We start from the raw sequence: 14,728 nt of genomic DNA on the forward strand, positions 1-14,728 counted from the left end.
GGGGCGGAACGGGTCCGCCCCGACCAACCATTCGAGGACAAGATGAACGCTCAGGACGGGATTTCCCCCGAAATTGCTGAAATAGATCGCATAGTGGCGCGCGCGCGAAAGGCGCAGGCGGCATTTGAGGCAAGTGCCAGCCAGGCGCTGTACGACAAAGCGGCGCTGGCGGCGGGCTGGGCCATCATGGAACCGACACGCAATCAAGCGTTGGCCGAGATTGCCGTCGAAACCACGGGTCTGGGCAACGTGCCCGACAAAATCACAAAGAACCACCGCAAGACGCTGGGCTTGTTGCGGGATATTGCGGACGTAAAAACCCAAGGCATCATCAGCGACGACCCGGCGACCGGAATTACCGAGATTGCCCGACCGATCGGCGTCATAGGCGCAGTCGTCCCCTCGACCAACCCTGCCGCTACGCCCGCGAACAACATCATCAATGCTCTCAAGGGTGGCAATTCCATCGTTGTGGCACCGTCGCCCAAAGGCGTGGCCTCTTGCGAGATGCTGCTGGGTTATATCCACGCTGAGTTTGACAAACTGGGGCTGGACCGAGATCTGGTACAGATGATCCCCGCACCCGGGTCAAAAGCCAAAACACAACGGTTAATCGAAACTGTTGATCGGGTGATCTGCACCGGCAGTCAAAACAACGTCCAGCGTGCGCAGTCCTGTGGCACGCCAGCAGTGGCGGTCGGCGCTGGCAACGTTACAGTGATTGTGGACGAAACCGCCAATCTGCAAGATGCCGCAGCCAAGATCGCTGCGTCCAAATGTTTCGACAACGCGACGTCCTGCTCTTCCGAAAACGCGCTGGTCGTAGTGGACGCGGTTTACGACGCCTTCATCGCTGCAATGGCCACCGAAGGTGGTGTTCTCGTGCCGTCATCGCAAGCAAACGGCATTATTTCACGGCTCTGGCCAGACGGTCACCTCAACCGGTCCGTGATCGCGCAGGACGCCGACAAGATGCTCGACGCCCTGGGGATGGCAGGCAAAGTCCCTGAAGGAACCCAGTTTCTTGCGGTTGAGACCGATGGTATCGGCGCGGATCATCCTTTGTCGGGCGAAAAACTCAGCCGGGTTCTGGCGCTCTATCGCGCGACGGATTTCAACGCTGCCAAAGAAATTGCCGCCCGCATTCTGGCGCATCAGGGGGCGGGGCATTCTGTCGGAATACATACCGGCGACGACGCGCGCGCAGTTGAGATGGGGCGCGAACTGCCAACATGCCGGGTGATCGTCAATCAGGCGCATACGTTCGCCACCGGCGGCAGCTTTACCAACGGGATGCCCTTTTCGTTGTCGATGGGCTGCGGCAGTTGGGGTGGAAACTCGATCGATACCAATTTGCACTGGCGGCATTTCGTCCAAACCACCAAGATCGTGCGCGAAACACCGCCGCGCGAACCCGCCCTAGACGAGATTTTCGGCACGTACTGGTCGGAGGTCGGCCAATGACCAACCCGCCCGAAGGCACAATCCGCGATTGGCTGGATCACCGAGCTATTCAGGGCGGCACCGGCTTCGTCTTTCCGGACGGCGCAGCAGACCTGACTTGGAGCGAACTGCGCGAAACAGCGCGTCGTGTTGCCGTCATGTTGACCGACTTGGGTGTGGAAAAGGGTGAAAGTGTCGCCATCCTCTACCCAAATTGTCGCGAAGCGTTGGAGGTTCTTTTCGGCGTTCTCTACGGCGGATTTCGGGCAACGATGATCAATCTCGTTGCCGGCGACAGTGCCGTTTCCTATGCGCTGGACCACAGCGGTGCGCGCTATGGCTTCGTGCATACCGATCAAATGGATCTGTTTGCGCGAACTGCGGATCCCGCAAAGATTACTGCGCTGCAAACCTCGAACGCCCGGGATACCGGCAGCAACCTGCACGGCATCTCATCAAACAGTCATGCGCTATTGATGTACACTTCGGGGACAACGGGACGCCCGAAGGGGGTTGTGCACACCCACGCCAGTTTGCTGGCAGGTGGTTGGACAACAGCGGTTGCGCACCAGCTGACCGAGGCTGATCGCGGGTTTTGCGTGTTGCCGATCTACCATATCAACGGGCTGTGTGTGACGGTCATCGGCACCTTGGTTTCGGGTGGTTCACTGGCCATGTGCGAAAAGTTTTCCGCCAGCCGATTCTGGGACAATCTCGGCAAGGTTGACGCAACGTGGTTCTCGGTTGTGCCGACCATCATTTCTCATCTGCTGCACTCGGATACCAGCCCGAATGCCAGCACCCGACAGCGCGTGCGTTTCGGACGGTCTGCATCCTCGGCCCTTGCCCCGGACGTTCAACGCAGTTTTGAAAATCGCTTCGAAATTCCTATCATCGAAACCATGGGCCTGACCGAAACCGCAGCACAAATTCTGTCGAACCCGCTGCCTCCGGGCATTCGCAAAATCGGGTCGCCCGGGATCGCCTATGGAAACGAAGCGGGAATTCTGGACGCCGACCTTGAACCTGTGCCGTACGGGACCGAGGGCGAATTGGTCATACGCGGTCCCAACGTGATGCTGGAATACCTCAAGGATCCCGACGCGACATTGAACACATTTACTACCGAAGGGTGGTTACGCACCGGTGACCTCGCTCGCATGGATGAAGACGGATATGTCTTTGTCACCGGGCGCTTGAAAGAGCTGATCATCAAAGGCGGCGAGAACATCGCGCCGCGCGAGATTGACGAGGCACTTTATTCCCATCCCGACGTCGTCGAAGCAGCGGCGTTCGCGCGCCCTTGCGCCAACTATGGCGAAACAGTTGAAGCTGCGGTTGCAATTCGCGAGGGTTCTGCAGTGACCTCTATGGACCTGTCGAAGATCTGCGAGACCCAGGTCGGCCGGTTCAAATCGCCCGATCGTGTCCATTTTTTGCCAGAACTGCCAAAAGGGCCATCGGGGAAAATCCAACGCAACCGGATACTTGAGATCGTTACAGCGCAAACTGACGGTTCAACCACGTAATCAAACTTGCGCATCGCCCGAAAGATGTCAGGCCTAAGAGGGGCGTTTCAGACCGAGCGCTGCTACAGCCTCGGTCGCGGACAGGACCCAGCGGTCCTGCAACGCCTTGTTTTCGTTGTGACGAAGCCCCAAAGCCTTCAAAAGTGCAAACCGTTTGGGGTCATCTCCTCCAAACGAAATCGCCACGCGCGGCCACCAATAGTCTACCGACTTCTGCATCTGCGCAGCCTCACCGCGTTCGACCAGTTTGAGCGCGCCCTCCAGCGCCAATTCGCCGTGATGCGCCTCGGTCGGGGCGATGGTTCGAAATGCTTCGGCCAGCGGTTGGTATGAAACCATCGAGAACTCTGCCAGTTGCTCGGCCACGGCGCGGCTCATCAGCAAGTTCATCACCACTGCGTCGACCCAACCCTCAATTGGGTAGTTGAAGACCGCAAGCCGCATGTCGTGTTCGCTGCGCGTTGCACCGATATCAGCGTCGCGATCCAGGCGCGCGGTCCAAGGGTGATGCCTTGCATATCGTTGCGTATCGGCACCGAATTCACCCATGAGGTTAAGGACCCGATCAGCATGGTCGGTCTTTTCAAGCACGATCCGGGCCGCAGCGATACGCTCTTTGATACCAGGCCCCTGATTAATAACGTCGGCGAAACCGGCCGCCCCAGCCAGTTCACTATCGACAAACGTTGCCATCAGTTTCATCAACTCGGCGCGATAGCGCGGCGGCACATTCGTTGGGTTTGTCAGCACTCCGCCCGCAGCGAGATAGGTGTCGATTGACATGGCTTCGGTCATTGGTCCTGCTCCTTTATTGGTCGTAGTCAACGACCACGCGGTCGGTCACCGGAAAGGACTGGCAGCTGAGAACATAGCCCTTTTCGACCTCGTAATCCTCGAGTGCGTGATTGGCGAGCATCTCGACCTCGCCTTCAAGCACCTTGCAGCGGCAGGTCGAACAAACCCCGGCCTTGCAGGCATATGGCGCGTCAATCGCGTTTTCCAACGCTGCCTCTAGTATGGATTGATCCTTGGGCATGGTGACGGATTGCGTGGACCCATCCAGCGTGATCGAGGCGTTTGTCTGGTTTGCTTTCTTATCCGCATCCACCGCACCCGTTTTGCGCTTGGCGCGTCCTGGTTGTGCGCTGGCAAACAGTTCGAACTTGATCTGGTCGTCTTTCAGCCCGTGTTCGCGTAAGGCTGCGGCAATGCCCAGCATCATGGGTTCGGGGCCGCAGATGAATGCGGTGTCCACGTTCTGAATGTCGATCCAATGCTGAAATAGCTTGCCGCATTTTTCCTGTGTCACAAGCCCGGTGAACAGGTCGATTTCCTGCGCGTCTGTTTCGAGAACATGAACCACGGTCAAACGACCCATATAAAGGTTCTTGAGATCCTCGAGCTCTTCTCGAAACATGATCGTGTTGATGCCTTTATTGGCATAAACCAGTGTAAAGCGCGCGTGCGGTTCGCGTGCCAACGTCGTTTTCAGGATCGAAAGAACCGGCGTGATCCCTGACCCTCCCGCAAATCCCAGATATTGCTTTTCTGCCTGCGGATCGATCGGTGTGTGAAAGCTGCCCATTGGCGGCATCGCCTGCACGACCTCGCCCACCCGAAGATCCGTATTTGCCCAGGTTGAAAATGCGCCACCGTCGACACGTTTGATCCCGACCTGCAAAATACCGTCGTCCTTACCCGCACAGATGGAATAAGACCGGCGCAGTTCCTCGCCGTCAAAGTCACGACGAAAGGTCAGGTACTGACCAGCCGTGAATTCGAACTGATCCGCCGCGCCATCCGCAGGCTCCAGCGTCACGACCACCGCATCCCGGATTGTCTTGTGGATGTCTGTGACCTTCAGGTCGTGGAAACGTGCCATCCTGGGCTCCTCCTCAGATGCACTTGAAATAGTCGAAAGGCTCCAGGCAGTCGGTGCAGCGCCAATGCGCCTTGCACGGGGTCGAGCCAAACTGGCTGACCTTCTCGACCGCCTTGCTGCCGCAATATGGGCAACGGTCGGGGCCACCTGCCGGTTGCGGCGGTGCTATACCGTATTCTTCAAGCCGCGCTCGACCCTTGGTGCTGAGCCAATCCGTAGTCCAGGCAGGCGATATGCTGGTCTCGATCTGCACATCCGTGATCCCGTGATCGCGCAGGGCCGTTTCGATATCCATGCTGATCACAGATGTCGCAGGGCAACCGGAATAGGTGGGTGTAACCGTCACTTTTAGCGCTCCGGCATCCCAGCAGACGTCCCGAACTATGCCCAGGTCGACCACCGAAATCACCGGGATCTCGGGGTCGGGAACTGCGTCCAGCCATTCCCATATCTCATCCGTCGACGCGTGTTGCATGTCATCTACCAGCTGGCACCGGGATAGGCGCGTTGCAGCCACTGCATCTGCGTCAGCAAGTGACCCAGATGCTCGGTGTGCATCCGCCCGTCACGCCCGCCTTTGTGCGCAAAATCGCTGTCCGGGATCGTCAGTGTCGCATCAGTCAATACCCGCTGCACCAGCGCGTCATATTCGGCCCGAAGATCGGCAGGGTTCGGTGCGATGCCCGCCGCAACCATCTCGGCGTCGATCTCATCACCGGCAAACATCTCGCCCACATAAGGCCAGAGATAGTCCAGCGCCGCCTGCATCCGATCATGGCTTTCCTCGGTTCCGTCACCCAGACCGACAACCGTGTCGCTTGACCGTTCCAGATGATAGGCGACCTCTTTACTGGCTTTCGCCGCTATGGCCGCAACGCGATCGTCCGAAGACATCAGCAGACGCCCCAGCATGATCGAGTGCCAGGCGTCGAACAGGAACTGACGCATCAGAGTGCGCCCGAAATCCTCATTCGGAACTTCTACAAGCAGAACATTGCGAAAATCCCAAACGTCGCGCAGAAACGCCAGATCGTCGGCGGATTTTCCGCCATCGATCTCACCCGCCAATCCCAGCCACATCTGCGTCTGCCCGATCATGTCCAGCGCGGTGTTTGCCAGCGCTATATCTTCCTCAAGCACGGGCGCTTGGCCGCACCACTCACTGACGCGATGCCCCAGGATCAGGGTATTGTCTCCCATCCGTAGCAGGAATTGCTGGAAAGCCTCGGCGCTTGCCATCACATCGCCCCTACGTCTTCGGGGATGTCGAAAAAGGTCGGGTGGCGGTACACCTTGCTTTCGCTGGGCTCGTATAGCGGGCCTTTGTCGCCTGGTGAGGAGGCCGAGATATTGTTGGCTTCAACCACCCAGATCGACACACCTTCATTGCGGCGCGTGTAGACATCGCGCGCGTTCTTGATCGCCATTTCCGCGTCGGGTGCATGCAATGAACCCACATGGCGGTGACTCATCCCATGCTGGCCACGGATGAAGATTTCCCAAAGGGGCCATTCGTTTTTCATGCGTAATCCTCCTTGGGGTGCTTATTCGGCCGCGACTTTCTGGTCGCGTTTCTTGCGGGCATGCGCCAGCAGACCATCACGCACCCACTTTCCGTCGTCCCAGGCTTTGTTGCGCGCCGCCAATCGGTCGACATTGCAGGGGCCATTGCCTTTGATCACATCAAAGAATTCAGTCCAGTCGGGTTCCGAGAAGTCATAGTGCCCGCGTTCCTCGTTCCATGTCAGGTCAGGGTCGGGAACGGTCAGACCCAGATATTCGGCCTGCGGTACGGTCTGGTCGACGAATTTCTGGCGCAGTTCGTCATTGGTGTTGATCTTGATCTTCCACGCCATCGACTGCGCCGAATGGACCGAGTCCTTGTCGGACGGGCCGAACATCATCAGCGACGGGTACCAGAAACGGTTCAGTGCATCCTGCGCCATCTTGCGTTGCTCGGGCGTGCCTTCAGCCATTTTGCGGATAGCATCATAGCCCTGACGCTGGTGAAAACTCTCTTCCTTGCAAATCCGGATCATCGCACGCGAATAGGGTCCGTAGGAGGTACGTTGAAGCGGAACCTGGTTCATGATCGCCGCTCCGTCGACCAACCAGCCGACGGCACCGATATCAGCCCAATTCAACGTGGGATAGTTGAAGATCGACGAGTACTTCATGCGCCCGTCCAGCAGCATTTCAGTCAATTCATCGCGGCTGACACCCAGAGTTTCAGCCGCACAATACAGGTACAACCCGTGCCCGGCCTCGTCCTGCACCTTGGCAAGAAGGATCGCTTTGCGTTCAAGCGTGGGCGCGCGGGTGATCCAATTGCCCTCGGGCAGTTGACCGACAATCTCGGAATGGGCGTGCTGTCCAATCTGACGGATCAGCGTCTTGCGATACGCCTGCGGCATCCAGTCCTTGGGCTCGATCTTGATACCGGCATCGATCCGCGCCTGGAATTCGGCAAGCTTCTCCGGGTCATCATTTGACGACTCGGATTTCACCATCTGTGCGTACATGTCCCGTCTCCTTTCCTACAGTCCCGATCGCCGCCCCAACCGCCTTTGATCGCCTCGCCCGCCCTTCATAGATGAATCGGCTGGTTCGAACGGCGCATTATTAAACCGTCTGGTCGGTTTTTAATATCACGCGCGATTCGACGCAAGCCTTATGTTACTAAATCAAAGCTCGACCGGCATAGTTGTAACATATCGTTGCAATCTACGCGACCAGTTCTGCTTCCAAAGTCTCAAGCGTGCTGCGCGGCAGTCTTTCCAGCAGCGCGAAGACCGCCTCACGACAAGCAACGCCCTTCCAACCGGTCGGCAAGAACATGTCGGGCAGGTTCGGGTGACGCAGAACCAAACGCCGCCAATTGTGTACGATCAGAACCCGCAACACCGCCTTCTTGACCGGGTCGCCCGCCCCTTCTGAGGGCAAATTCCGGTCCACGACCTGAACTGTGTCCCAGAATTGCTCATATGCGGTTTTCAACGGGCCCGGCCCGCAGATGTCTCGCACCCAATTCGGAACGGTGCCCTTGCTGTCTTGAACGGCAAATAACTCTTCCAGACCCTCTGGGGCCGGGCCCGCAGCCATGGCAGTGGACGCGTTCAAAGAAACATAATCGCCCACCTGCATGATGACCGACAATTCCTTACGGGACGTGTCCGTGCTGCTGGCAATCAGCAGGTGCCAGGTATCGGGTGCATCCAGATCGCGACCATAAATCCGGGGCGTGGCAGCCGCGCTCTGACGGCGGCCATACTCCGTCAAGCGATGTACACTGTTCCGGCCGATCCGGGTGCTTTCGATCCAGCCTTCCTTGCGCAGACGATGCAGCGCAACCCGCGTCGCTTCGGCCTTGATGCCCGCAAGCCCGGTCAATTCCGAGATCAAAGCGCCGCTGATCTGATCCTTCTCTCTCTGGGCCAGATCACCGAAGATTGTCACCAGCACCGACCACACACGCAGCGTACCCGAGCCAGTCAGCTGGGCAACACAGGTTTCAAACCAATCGGGTGCCGCATCCTTCATGAGATTAGTATACTCTGGCCGCAGCGAAACCGCCATGCGGCCCGTTGCCATCAATAGGCGACCATAGTCAGAAGGTCATATTCCGCAACGACTTCATCATCCTGCTGGGTCAGTGTTACGTGCCAGCGAACCTCGCCATACGCGTCACCACGCCCGGTCTTATTCTTGACCGTCAGACGCACCTTGATGGCGTCACCCGCCGCGACCGGCTTCATAAAGCGCAATCCTTCCAATCCAGTGTTGGCCAGAACCGGGCCTTCGTTCGGCTCAACGAACAAACCGGCGGCAAACGACAACAGCAGATAGCCATGTGCCACACGTCCTGGAAAGAATGGATTCCGTTCGGCCGCTGCCTGATCCATGTGGGCATAGAAAGTATCGCCAGTGAATTCGGCAAAATGCTCGATATCATCAAGCGTTACAATGCGCGGATCGGTCTGGATCGTCTCACCAATCGCCAGCTCGTGGTAGCGGCGCGTGAACGGGTGCGTGGGTGCTGCGATCTCGGTTGAACCCGGCACCCATTTCCCCCCGATCGCAGTCAACAGGTCTGGCGAGCCCTGAACTGCAGTGCGCTGCATATAGTGTTTCACACCCCGTACGCCGCCCATTTCCTCGCCCCCGCCAGCACGACCTGGGCCGCCATGGACCATATGCGGCAGGGGTGAGCCATGGCCGGTGGATTCCTTCATCGAGTCGCGATTGTTGAAATAGAGCCGTCCGTGATAAGCCCCCGCGCCCATCGCGACCTGACTGGCGACTACGGGGTCTCGGGTGATGACCGACGCCACAAGCGAGCCCTGCCCCCTGTTCGCTAGCTCGATCGCATGATCGAGGTCGCGATAGCCCATGATCGTGCTGACCGGGCCGAAGGCTTCGGTATCGTGAACCCGTTGCGCTGCGTCCGGATTGGCGCAATGAAACAGCATCGGCGGAAGGAATGCGCCCTTGTCCGCATCAGCGCCGTCCACAACGAAATCGTCGGGATCGCCAAAGACCCGCTCGGCCTCTTGCCCGATGATCGCGGCCTTTTCCAGAACGTCATGCTTCTGTCCGTTCGAAACCAGCGCGCCCATGCGCGTGGTCTCAAGCTTCGGGTCACCTATGGTTGTTTTGGCCAACCGTGCGGACAAGGCGTCGACCACCGCCTGCACCTGGTGTTCAGGTGCAATGATGCGACGGATCGCGGTACATTTCTGCCCCGCCTTTGTCGTCATTTCACGCTGAACTTCCTTCACGAACAGGTCGAACTCGGGTGTACCCGGCTCCGCGTCAGGGCCAAGGATTGAACTGTTCAAACTGTCCTGTTCGGCCACGAACCGTACCGATTGTTCCAGAATGCGCGGGTTCGAGCGCAGTTTTTGCGCAGTCTGGGCCGACCCGGTAAAGCTGACCACATCCTGCATCGTCAGCCGGTCAAGCATGTCGCCCAGCCCTCCCGAAACCAATTGCAGCGCGCCTACAGGCAGAATGCCCGAGTCCAGCATAAGCCGGACGCACAATTCGGTGACATAGCAGGTACTCGTCGCCGGCTTCACGATTGCCGGAACACCTGCAAGCAGCGTTGGGGCCAGCTTTTCAAGCATACCCCAAACGGGAAAGTTGAACGCGTTGATATGAACCGCCACGCCATGCAAGGGGGTACAGATATGCTGTCCAAGAAAGGTCCCGTGGCGCGATAGCTGCTCGACCTCACCGTCAAGATACACTTGGCCGTCAGGTAACTCGCGACGTCCTTTCGAGGCAAAGACGAACATCGTGCCGATGCCGCCGTCGACATCGATCAAGTGGTCTGATTGCGTCGCGCCTGTGTTGAACGACAGATCGTATAGGACCTGTTTGTTCTGGCCCAAATGGGTCGCTAACGCCTTGAGCATCTTTGCGCGTTCGTGAAACGTCAGTTTGCGAAGCGCTGGCCCACCAACATTGCGCGCATAATCCAGCATTCCCTGCACATCCAGCGCGGTGTTGCCCGCCGTTGCAATGACCTCCCCGGTCACCGCGCTTGCGATAGAGCGAGCGCCTTCAGCGGGCGGAACCCGCTTACCTGCCGCGAAACTTGATACCTGTTGGATCATTTTGAGCGTCTCCTCATCCCTGTATGGCATTTCGCCAGAAGATGTGTGCGTCTTGGTTTTGGTTTATATTTAACCGTACGGTCGGTCAATAGTTTTGACGACCACGTCCCGAAACCAAAACCTCAAACACGCGCCGGAAGCTGAGCGAACCCACGAAACCGAATACGAGCACCCCGTTTGGCCCCTTCGTTGATCCGGTAGTCTGGAAAGCGTTTCAGAAATCGTCCGACCGCCACGATGCCTTCCATCCGTGCCAGCGACAGGCCGACACAGGTATGCGGCCCACCAGCGAATGCGTGGTGCTTGTTGGGACGGCGATCCAGCATCATCTCGTCCGGCCAATCGAACTGCCTCGGATCCCGGTTGGCAGCACCGATACATAGATGGATGTCCGTGCCTGCCGGAATGGTATGGCCGTGGAACTCTACATCCTGGGTGGTCAGGCGGTTGCCGAACTGGTTTGGGCTTTCCAATCGCAGAAACTCGTCGACCGCGGTGGTGATCCGATCCGGATTTCCCAACAACACTGCCCGCTTGTCGCGATGTCGGTCCAGCAAGTCCAACGCATTGCCGATCAGGTTCGTCGTCGTTTCGTGGCCCGCATTCAGAATGAAGATGCAGTTCTGATACAGTTCCGTTTCGCTTAGCCCGCCGTCTGCATCGTCCTGCAACAACCGGGTCAGCACGTCCGACGCGGGGTCGCCAGGATGGGCCCGACGGTCGTCGATCACATGTCGAAGAAACGCCTTGAACTCCAAAACGGCCTCGTTGCCCCGCGCCTCCTGCTCTGGCGTCAGCTTTGGTTCCAACGCGCCAAGGATGGCCAGCGACCAGCCTCTTAGCGGGCCACGTTCGGACCGGGGAATGCCCAACAGGTTGCCGATGATTTCGATCGGGATTGCCCCTGCAAAATCCTCGATAATCTCGACATCCTGTCTGTCCTGCATTTGGTCCAGAAGGCTGTCGACCAATTCGATCAGACCCGGCTCCATCTGCGCCAGCGCACGGGGGTTCATGGCCCCGACCATCACGCGACGCACGCGGGTATGAAGCGGGGGGTCATTGAACACCAAACTCGTCGTATGGTGTTCGTACAAAGGGCTCCCGACTCCATATTTTGGTCCAAATACAGTTTTTTTGTCAGAAATGAACCGCTTGGTATCCCGATATACCCGATCCAAATCCGCATAGCGCGACAGGATCATCGACCCGTCGGGCTGCGGGCAGACGGGCATATCCTCTCGCAGTTGGGCATAGAATGGGTACGGATCCGCGTGAAAGCCCCTAGGCAGCGCGGTAAGCGAGAAGGTCAATGGCCCATCGCCCCCATTTGTTCGGGTAATACCAGGACAAGCCACGGCACCAGTACGATCAACGCCAACCGGAAGATATCTGCCACCCAAAATGGTGTCACACCTTTGAAAATCGTTCCGGTCGATACATCACCCACAACACCTTTCAGAATGAAAACGTTCAGACCGACAGGCGGTGTTATCAGGCTGATCTCGGTCACGACAACGACGACGATGCCGAACCAAATGGGATCATAACCAAGCGACGTCACCAGTGGGAAAAAGATCGGGACGGTCAGCAATAGCATTGAAAGCGATTCAAATACGCAGCCAAGAACAATGTAGATGCCCAGGATCATCAGGATCACGGCAAAGGGCGGCACATCGTAGGCTGTCACCAAGGCGATCAACGCCTCGGGCAAGCCTGCAAGGTTGATGAAGTTCGAAAAAATCTGCGCGCCGATCAGAACCGAAAACAGGGCCGCTGCCGTAAACGCGGTTTCTTTCAAGACCTCGAAAGTCGATCCCAATGTCAGCCCGCCTCGGGTCAAAGCAATCAGAAAGGCACCCATCGCCCCCATGCCCGCTGCCTCAGTCGGGCTGAAGGTCAGGTTCAGCGGGTAAAAGTCGAAAACACCGTACAGACCGCCGATCACCAGAAAAAACAAAAGCAGGACCGCCCAGACGGACCGCAAGGCCGACAACCGTTCGCCCCAGTCGTGGCGTTCGCCCGCCGGACCCGAGGTGGGCTTGCGCCAGACCGTCCAACGAACAGCGAACAGATAGAACAGGATACCCAGAACGCCGGGAAGAATACCCGCGACAAAAAGTTTGCCGATCGAAGTTTCGGTCAGCAGTCCATAGATCACAAGGATCACCGATGGCGGGATAAGAATACCCAGCGTTCCCCCCGCGGCGATTGATGCGGTCGACAGTTCATCCGAATAGCCATAGCGGCGCATTTCGGGCATGGCGACCTTTGACATTGTTGCTGCCGTCGCAAGCGAGGACCCGCAGATCGCCGAGAATCCGCCACAGGCCGCAACCGTTGCCATCGCGATACCGCCGCGGAAGTGCCCAAGAAAGGCATTGGAAACCGCATAAAGCTCGCGCGCCAGACCCCCTTTGTTCACGAACAACCCCATCAGGATGAACAGCGGAATGACCGACAGGCCGTAATCCTGGGCGGTATCGGTGATCTGGCGACCCACCATGGACATGGCGGCCTTGAGCCCGCGTTCGGAAAAGATGCTGCCACCGCGCTCATAGGCGAAGCCCAGCGTGCCGACGAGCCCCATCGCAAAAACGATGGGAAGGCGCACCAGCACCAGGATGAGGACAAGGGCGAATCCGATCAGTGCCGCTGTCATTTAGGGTGCTCCGATAACGATTGTGGGGCAAAGATGTGCAACAGGCCGGTGACGATCATTGCGGCGGCCGTGATTGCGGTCGAAGCGGTGATGAACCATCCGACGTAGAACACCGGGATCGACAGATACTCGGTCACGTCGCCATATTCGCGCGCACGCTCGGACAGGATCCAGACGCGCTGGATCGGCCAGATCAACATGATGCCCGAGGCCAGATACACGACAGCATCCCGGGCACGGCTCAGGCGCAGTCGCAAAAACAACCCATCCGTCAGGTCAACCGCGATCTGGCCCTGTGACGCCGAGATCATCGGCAAGACCGAAAACACGAGGATGGCCATCAGAATGCGCGTCAACTCTGTTGCCGCCTCAATCGGAGCGTTGAAAACCGATCGCAGAACGACATCACAGAATGTCATCACCATCAGAACGAATAGCGCCACACATGCCAGCAGCGTGGGCGCAAAGCTAATGCGACGCGCAATAGTCACAAGGTTGTGCATCATTGGATCCCAGCGAATGAGAAGGGTCGGCGATCTGAAACCGCCGACCAAAGCGCCTTATTGGCCGGCCATTTCATTGACGATCATGTCATAGGCGGCCTGCGCATCCACCCCGGCATCATTGACTTCGGCGATGACCTTGGTGCGCACGTCAGCTGCAATCGCATTGAACTTTTCAAGGTCTTCGGCCGAGGCCGCGTTGATGGCGTTGCCATCGGTGCCTTCCGTGGCTTCGCGACCGATTGCGTCGATCTGATCCCAGATCTTGCCGATTTCGCGGCTCAGCGGTTCTCCGAACACCTGCTCTTCCAATGCCTGCTGCAAATCTTCTGGCAAGTCGGCGAAAGTGTCTTCGTTCATGATGAACGCAAACGATCCGCGATAGAGGCCGCCGGGAACCTCATAAACGTTCTGCGCCACTTCGGTCAGCTTGAACCCCTTGCGGGATTCGAAGGGCATGACCACCCCGTCCGCTGCCTTTGAAGCCAGCGTCTCATAGACCTTGGGGGCCGGAACCTGAATACCGGTTGCGCCCAGCGCCGTGCCAACATCACCGCCGACACCGCCGGGAATGCGAACCTTCAGGCCCGAAACTTCGTCCAGAGATGTCACCGGGTTGCTGGAATGCAACTGCGCCGGTCCATGGGTATGCAGGGCTATCACCTTCACTCCGCGATGTTCGTCTGCGGCCTTGAGGTGCTGGTCATAGGTGCGCCAATAGGCGACCGATGCGGCCTCGGCCGATCCTTCATAGCCGGGCAGTTCGATCATCTTGGTGGTGACAAAACGGCCAGGCTGGTAGCCGTGGAAGATGATCGACGCATCCGCCGCCCCATCCATGATCAGGTCCATCTGCGCCGGCGGTGGTGCAATGCCCAGCTTCAGCTCAGCAGTCACTTTGCCGTCGGTGGCCTCTTCAACCATTTCGACGAATTTCGGCCACATCATCGCGTTGATGCCATGGGTCGGAGGCGCCCAGCTGGAAATGGTCAACGTATGTTCGGCGGCCATCGCAACGCCACCGGCAACGGCCAGCGCCGCCGAGGCCAATAGCGTGTTCAATCTGGTGAACTTCATGTGTCTGTCTCCTC

Annotated in this window: 14 protein-coding genes; 2 read left to right on the forward strand and 12 right to left on the reverse strand. The window is 58.2% G+C overall.

The genetic code is table 11. From position 1 onward, the window contains the following. The first annotated feature begins 42 nt into the window (after window positions 1-42). Window positions 43-1,464, forward strand: coding sequence for an acylating sulfoacetaldehyde dehydrogenase (gene sauS / locus ACR0JA_RS20365; protein WP_480579020.1), 1,422 nt, complete (start codon window positions 43-45; stop codon window positions 1,462-1,464). After that, entirely contained in the window at window positions 1,461-2,972 is a 1,512-nt protein-coding gene (locus ACR0JA_RS20370; protein ID WP_480579023.1) for an AMP-binding protein, read from the forward strand. The genes sauS and ACR0JA_RS20370 overlap by 4 nt, the downstream gene beginning before the upstream one ends. A gap of 33 nt (window positions 2,973-3,005) precedes the next feature. Here ACR0JA_RS20370 and ACR0JA_RS20375 read toward each other — a convergent pair whose 3' ends face one another. The 12 genes from ACR0JA_RS20375 to ACR0JA_RS20430 form a co-directional block, all read right to left on the reverse strand. Then, complete coding sequence (locus ACR0JA_RS20375; protein ID WP_480579025.1) at window positions 3,006-3,767, reverse strand: Phenylacetic acid catabolic protein; 762 nt, start codon at window positions 3,765-3,767, stop codon at window positions 3,006-3,008. Window positions 3,768-3,780: 13 nt separating this feature from the next. After that, entirely contained in the window at window positions 3,781-4,854 is a 1,074-nt protein-coding gene (locus tag ACR0JA_RS20380) for a 2Fe-2S iron-sulfur cluster-binding protein (RefSeq protein WP_480579028.1), read from the reverse strand. Between the two features lie 13 nt (window positions 4,855-4,867). Continuing rightward, window positions 4,868-5,329 carry a 1,2-phenylacetyl-CoA epoxidase subunit PaaD gene (gene paaD / locus ACR0JA_RS20385; protein ID WP_480579031.1) on the reverse strand — a complete coding sequence of 154 codons (462 nt, stop codon included), beginning with the start codon at window positions 5,327-5,329 and terminating at the stop codon, window positions 4,868-4,870. A 5-nt stretch (window positions 5,330-5,334) separates the two neighbouring features. Then, on the reverse strand, window positions 5,335-6,093 hold the full coding sequence (gene paaC, locus ACR0JA_RS20390; RefSeq protein WP_480579034.1) for a 1,2-phenylacetyl-CoA epoxidase subunit PaaC: 759 nt from the start codon (window positions 6,091-6,093) through the stop codon (window positions 5,335-5,337). Next, window positions 6,093-6,377: a 1,2-phenylacetyl-CoA epoxidase subunit PaaB gene (paaB, locus tag ACR0JA_RS20395; RefSeq protein ID WP_480579038.1), complete on the reverse strand. Its 285-nt coding sequence runs from the start codon at window positions 6,375-6,377 to the stop codon at window positions 6,093-6,095. The genes paaC and paaB overlap by 1 nt, the downstream gene beginning before the upstream one ends. A 21-nt stretch (window positions 6,378-6,398) precedes the next feature. After that, the gene (gene paaA / locus ACR0JA_RS20400; protein WP_480579041.1) at window positions 6,399-7,376 is read right to left on the reverse strand and encodes a 1,2-phenylacetyl-CoA epoxidase subunit PaaA; all 978 of its coding nucleotides are present in this window, start codon (window positions 7,374-7,376) and stop codon (window positions 6,399-6,401) included. Window positions 7,377-7,578: 202 nt separating this feature from the next. After that, window positions 7,579-8,445 carry a PaaX family transcriptional regulator C-terminal domain-containing protein gene (locus ACR0JA_RS20405; protein WP_480579044.1) on the reverse strand — a complete coding sequence of 289 codons (867 nt, stop codon included), beginning with the start codon at window positions 8,443-8,445 and terminating at the stop codon, window positions 7,579-7,581. Continuing rightward, window positions 8,445-10,472: a phenylacetic acid degradation bifunctional protein PaaZ gene (paaZ, locus tag ACR0JA_RS20410; protein ID WP_480579047.1), complete on the reverse strand. Its 2,028-nt coding sequence runs from the start codon at window positions 10,470-10,472 to the stop codon at window positions 8,445-8,447. The genes ACR0JA_RS20405 and paaZ overlap by 1 nt, the downstream gene beginning before the upstream one ends. A 122-nt stretch (window positions 10,473-10,594) precedes the next feature. Continuing rightward, window positions 10,595-11,542, reverse strand: coding sequence for a cytochrome P450 (locus tag ACR0JA_RS20415; protein ID WP_480579050.1), 948 nt, complete (start codon window positions 11,540-11,542; stop codon window positions 10,595-10,597). A gap of 239 nt (window positions 11,543-11,781) precedes the next feature. Then, window positions 11,782-13,134 carry a TRAP transporter large permease gene (locus ACR0JA_RS20420; RefSeq protein ID WP_480579053.1) on the reverse strand — a complete coding sequence of 451 codons (1,353 nt, stop codon included), beginning with the start codon at window positions 13,132-13,134 and terminating at the stop codon, window positions 11,782-11,784. Beyond that, complete coding sequence (locus ACR0JA_RS20425; protein ID WP_480579056.1) at window positions 13,131-13,637, reverse strand: TRAP transporter small permease; 507 nt, start codon at window positions 13,635-13,637, stop codon at window positions 13,131-13,133. Before ACR0JA_RS20425 ends, ACR0JA_RS20420 begins: the two co-directional genes overlap by 4 nt. A 57-nt stretch (window positions 13,638-13,694) precedes the next feature. Beyond that, the gene (locus ACR0JA_RS20430; RefSeq protein ID WP_480579059.1) at window positions 13,695-14,714 is read right to left on the reverse strand and encodes a TRAP transporter substrate-binding protein; all 1,020 of its coding nucleotides are present in this window, start codon (window positions 14,712-14,714) and stop codon (window positions 13,695-13,697) included. Window positions 14,715-14,728: the final 14 nt, after the last annotated feature.

This window comes from Ruegeria sp. AM4, assembly GCF_056540665.1.

What these genes read in the sequence shown, in the direction of transcription:
- sauS (WP_480579020.1), top strand. Translation starts at nt 43, where the DNA reads ATGAACGCTCAGGACGGGATTTCCCCCGAAATTGCTGAAATAGATCGC.
- ACR0JA_RS20370 (WP_480579023.1), top strand. Translation starts at nt 1,461, where the DNA reads ATGACCAACCCGCCCGAAGGCACAATCCGCGATTGGCTGGATCACCGA.
- ACR0JA_RS20375 (WP_480579025.1), bottom strand. Translation starts at nt 3,767, where the DNA reads ATGACCGAAGCCATGTCAATCGACACCTATCTCGCTGCGGGCGGAGTG.
- ACR0JA_RS20380 (WP_480579028.1), bottom strand. Translation starts at nt 4,854, where the DNA reads ATGGCACGTTTCCACGACCTGAAGGTCACAGACATCCACAAGACAATC.
- paaD (WP_480579031.1), bottom strand. Translation starts at nt 5,329, where the DNA reads ATGCAACACGCGTCGACGGATGAGATATGGGAATGGCTGGACGCAGTT.
- paaC (WP_480579034.1), bottom strand. Translation starts at nt 6,093, where the DNA reads ATGGCAAGCGCCGAGGCTTTCCAGCAATTCCTGCTACGGATGGGAGAC.
- paaB (WP_480579038.1), bottom strand. Translation starts at nt 6,377, where the DNA reads ATGAAAAACGAATGGCCCCTTTGGGAAATCTTCATCCGTGGCCAGCAT.
- paaA (WP_480579041.1), bottom strand. Translation starts at nt 7,376, where the DNA reads ATGTACGCACAGATGGTGAAATCCGAGTCGTCAAATGATGACCCGGAG.
- ACR0JA_RS20405 (WP_480579044.1), bottom strand. Translation starts at nt 8,445, where the DNA reads ATGGCAACGGGCCGCATGGCGGTTTCGCTGCGGCCAGAGTATACTAAT.
- paaZ (WP_480579047.1), bottom strand. Translation starts at nt 10,472, where the DNA reads ATGATCCAACAGGTATCAAGTTTCGCGGCAGGTAAGCGGGTTCCGCCC.
- ACR0JA_RS20420 (WP_480579053.1), bottom strand. Translation starts at nt 13,134, where the DNA reads ATGACAGCGGCACTGATCGGATTCGCCCTTGTCCTCATCCTGGTGCTG.
- ACR0JA_RS20425 (WP_480579056.1), bottom strand. Translation starts at nt 13,637, where the DNA reads ATGCACAACCTTGTGACTATTGCGCGTCGCATTAGCTTTGCGCCCACG.
- ACR0JA_RS20430 (WP_480579059.1), bottom strand. Translation starts at nt 14,714, where the DNA reads ATGAAGTTCACCAGATTGAACACGCTATTGGCCTCGGCGGCGCTGGCC.